This window comes from Ferruginibacter sp., assembly GCF_031430955.1.
Classification (GTDB): Bacteria; Bacteroidota; Bacteroidia; order Chitinophagales; family Chitinophagaceae; genus Ferruginibacter.
Window position 1 is genome coordinate 1 of sequence record NZ_JANPCM010000483.1, and the last position, 4,055, is coordinate 4,055.

Sequence of the window (4,055 nt, forward strand, 5' to 3'; positions counted from 1 at the left end):
TTCTGCATAGATATTTTTAAAGTAAAGCTTTACAGGTTTATTTTTTTGAATTACAAATTCTTCTTTGCAGTGAAAAAACTGCCCGTTGCTTTTTGTAAATGCAATTAAAGTAATTGATTCGCCAACAGGTAAATTTTTCAATGAAATATTTTCACCTTCAGAAAACTCCAGTTTACCATTTATTAAGCCGTTGAAATTTTTAAAGATGACAAAGTATTGAATGGTTCCCTTATTAAATGTAATGGGCAAATCAATTTCAATTTCTGCTGGAGGATTATTTTGATAAAAACGATCGCAGTTTACCCAGCCCAAATTTGTTATGGCTGAAGGGTTATAATATTTTTGTATTTGGCCTGCCAGAGTTTTTGGCTGCCATTTTTCCAAAGCATCTTCTCTCTTTCTTTTTTCCATTTCCTTTTTTTGATTATCTCCTTGTAACGTTCTGCATGTTTTTAAAATAAATTGTTTAGGAGGACCGTAAACAGTGTATAAATAATTCGTATCAACCCTTTGGCCCGGTAATAATTTTGCTATCTCCTTAGGCCACATGTAAACGGTATCAGCATAAATTTTAGCCGTGTTCCTGTTAATAGTATCCAGCAGTTGTTTTACAGTCATCATTTTTTCATAGTAATATACTTTTTCATTTAGTGTTCTGTAAACTTTTGCTTCGCCTCCGGCTGTCAAAATAAAGGCAGGAAAATTATCTGTGAGATTATTATTATTGCTGTCTGTAAATAAGATGTCATCTTCTTTATCCTGCTGCAAGTTTATTCCTGCATCAAGCCAGTTCATATTATTTGCAGTATCTCTTTGCCCATAAAATAATTGCATTTCATTTTCTTTTATAACAGGAAATTCGACCTGTAAATTTTTTCCTTTTTTTATCCGTAATTTTTGCCCGTTGCATTCCATACCAATAAAATAACTTCCTCCTGAAGCAAGTAATCTTCCATTGCTTACAGTTGCAGCATTGCTTTTAAATAAATCTTGGCTGGTGGTTAATTCAATTATCCTAACATTAATTTTTCCATCAACGGCAGTGCCGTCTTCTTTTTGCAATGCCGCCGGATTAACTGTTACCCTTAGCCCTTTCTCAGCAGTTAAAACAGAAATTTTATGTGGCGCTGCGGTAAATGTTTGTGTTATGTTGTTGGTAAAGGCGTTGCTGTATTCAGAAAGGTCAATGACTTCATCGGGCTGCACTTGTACAGTATCTGAAATTATTGCGGTTACTGACCTGGCTGTGTTTTTTACTTTTTTATTGCTGCAGGAAAATAATATAAAAGTGCAAAGCACAAACGAAAGATAAACCCGTTGAGTTAGCATGGCTGGTTTGTTTTAAAATTATGAATGGGGAGGGAACAACCACACAACGAATAGGATAAAATTTATTTTATAAATGAAGTGCTAAGAATTTGTTAAACGAAAAAGAGGGTAGATAATTCCACCCTCTTTCTTTATTAATCTTAATGTTTAATTTTAATATCCTGCAGCTCTTCTCCGCTTCTGTCTTGCAACACGACCACTTTTTCTATCTTTAGATCTGCCAATTGCATATCCACCAGCACCTCCTATAACACCACCAATCACCGCACCTTTAGCTTTGTTTTTACTTAAGATCGCTCCCAATACTGCACCAGAACCTGCTCCTATTGCTGTACCTTTTGCTGCATCACTCCAGCCTTTTTCTTTAGCAGGAACTGTGCTTGTACCCTGGTTTGAAGTATTTGAATTACCGTTGTTTGAAGAACCTGCGTTAGTACCGTTATTTGTTCTTCTTCTTGCCGGAGTTACACCTGCATTATTATTTGTATTAACGTTTGCATTATTTTTTGAAACATCTGTAGAACCATTACTTAGCGACAAGCCTGTTGTGTCTACCAGCACCATGTTTTTATTGGCATCTAAAGTAGATTTGCTTTTACAAGCAACAAATACAGTTACTACGGTTGCAATTAAAATAATCTTTTTCATAAAATTTGTTTTAGTTTTTAGTATTCCCTTCAGCTAATTTTTAAAACTGATGGTGGGTTTTATTTTAAAATTGTTTTTAAATACACGATTGGGTAAAATTCTCCTCTTTATTTGCTATCACACTTTACTATAAGGCAGATTTCATTTAATTTTTTAGTCTGCCTTAAACACCATCATAACAATACCATGCCAAACTCTGTAAACAATCTATATTTTTATTTACTCCAGCTTAAATTATATTTTTTTAATAAATGTACGGTATGGAATTACAGTAATAAAAATCCCGATTACCATTGTAACCGGGATGTATATTTAAACACGTTAATTTACTTTAACAACCTTATCTTATTAGTGATGATGATTATGCATCATCCCATTTAATTCCTCGCCGGTTACTTCTTTTTCTTTTGACTTTGCCTGAGTTTCTATCCAGCTAAATAATTTATCTGTAATTAAACGGCGGTAGCTGCTGTCCACCTGCTTTTCATCTTTCATCATGCGGTCGATATAGCTTTCAATCCAGCTGGTATCATCCCCCATGCTCATGGCACCAAAGTATTTCATTATTTCCGCCTTCATGCTGTCCCTTAATTCTTCGTTGGTAACCTGCAGTTTATTTTCCTGTATTAATTTATCGCTTATTAAAGTCCATTTTAACTGGTTAATAAAACCCGGGAATTCGGCTTCGGCTTCTTCTGCAGTTTTTGGTTTTTCGCCGCCGGTTTGCAACCAGCGCTTTAAAAAATCTGCAGGGAATTCCATTTTTGTTTCATCAATTAAATAATGATACAACTGATCCTGCATTTGGTTACGGCTTTGTGCATCCCAATATTGTTGTATCTCTTCTTTAATAGCAATCTTTAATTCATCTTCGTTTTTAATATCTTTTGCAGGATAAATTTCTTTAAAAAAATCTTCGTTCAATTCTCTTTTTTCTACTAAACCAATCTTTACAATTTCAAGATTAAAATATTTTTTTGCGGCGGCGGCATCATCTTTTTCAAAACCCAAATCCTGCACTATCATTGCCAGTTTATCTTCGTCAAAAGCTTTGCTTAATTGTACGGTTACAACTTCGCCAACTTTTTTACCCATAAATTTTTTCTGCGTAGCGGCAGTTAAATATTTAAGTATTACCGAATTTTCTTTTGTTACCCCTTCTACAGCATTACCCTCTTTATCGCTTTCCTTAAATAAAACGTTTAAAACATTTTCTTCGTTATTTACCGTTTCAGGCTCTGTCATTTTACCGCCTTTAATTTGCATCCGGTTTATTTCTTCCTCCACCATTGCATCGGTAGCTTTTACTTTATGCAGTGTGATTTTTGCTTTGCTGATTTCAGCCAAAGAATAATCAGGCTTCAATCCCATTTCAAAACCAAACTCATAATCAGCCGGGTTATTAATATCCATTTTAGCCACATCGTTGGTTAATGGCAAAGGCTGAGCAAAAATTTCTGGCTTTTCGGCATTCAGGTAATTATATAATTCTTTTTCTACAGTTTTAATAACCTCATCGGTAAAAATAGAACCGCCGTACATTTTTTTAATCATGCCTGCTGGTACCATTCCTTTTCTAAAACCGGGGATATTTGCGTTCTTGCTGTATTCCTTTAATTTTTTATCAAACGAAGGAAAATAATCATCCTTACTAACTTTTACAATTAATTTATCGTGTAATAAACCAATGTTTTCTCTTACTACTGTAGCCATTTCTTAATGTTAATTAGTTAATTTGTTTATTGGTTAATTAGTTGTAGCATTCACACTTGAATACCAATTTAACTAATTAACCAATTAACTTGAAAAAGTCCGGATGATAGGGGTCGAACCTACATGGATTGCTCCGCCAGATCCTAAGTCTGGTGCGTCTGCCAATTTCGCCACATCCGGTTAAGGGGTGCAAAAGTAAGGGATTTCTGTAAAAAATAGAAACAGAATTGTTTTCCGTAAATTCGTTTTAATACATGGAAACAACAATAGGTATACCAAAATACAATCTCTCTGAAGAAGAAGAAAAGAAAGAAATTCTCCGGCAATACCGTGGCCTTCTACGTGTTTTAAAACCAAAATTAAAA

General features: G+C 34.4%; 3 protein-coding genes and 1 tRNA gene. All 4 read right to left on the minus strand.

Annotated elements, in window-relative coordinates:
• A partial coding sequence (locus tag ACY65O_RS13410) for a hypothetical protein (RefSeq protein ID WP_462221366.1) occupies positions 1 to 1,329 on the minus strand: 1,329 nt, incomplete at its 3' end.
• Positions 1,330 to 1,482: 153 nt separating this feature from the next.
• The gene (locus tag ACY65O_RS13415) at positions 1,483 to 1,977 is read right to left on the minus strand and encodes a YMGG-like glycine zipper-containing protein (protein ID WP_462221367.1); all 495 of its coding nucleotides are present in this window, start codon (positions 1,975 to 1,977) and stop codon (positions 1,483 to 1,485) included.
• Between the two features lie 348 nt (positions 1,978 to 2,325).
• Positions 2,326 to 3,690: a trigger factor gene (gene tig, locus ACY65O_RS13420; RefSeq protein ID WP_462221368.1), complete on the minus strand. Its 1,365-nt coding sequence runs from the start codon at positions 3,688 to 3,690 to the stop codon at positions 2,326 to 2,328.
• A 98-nt stretch (positions 3,691 to 3,788) separates the two neighbouring features.
• A tRNA-Leu gene (locus ACY65O_RS13425) sits at positions 3,789 to 3,870 on the minus strand.
• Between the last annotated feature and the right edge of the window lie 185 nt (positions 3,871 to 4,055).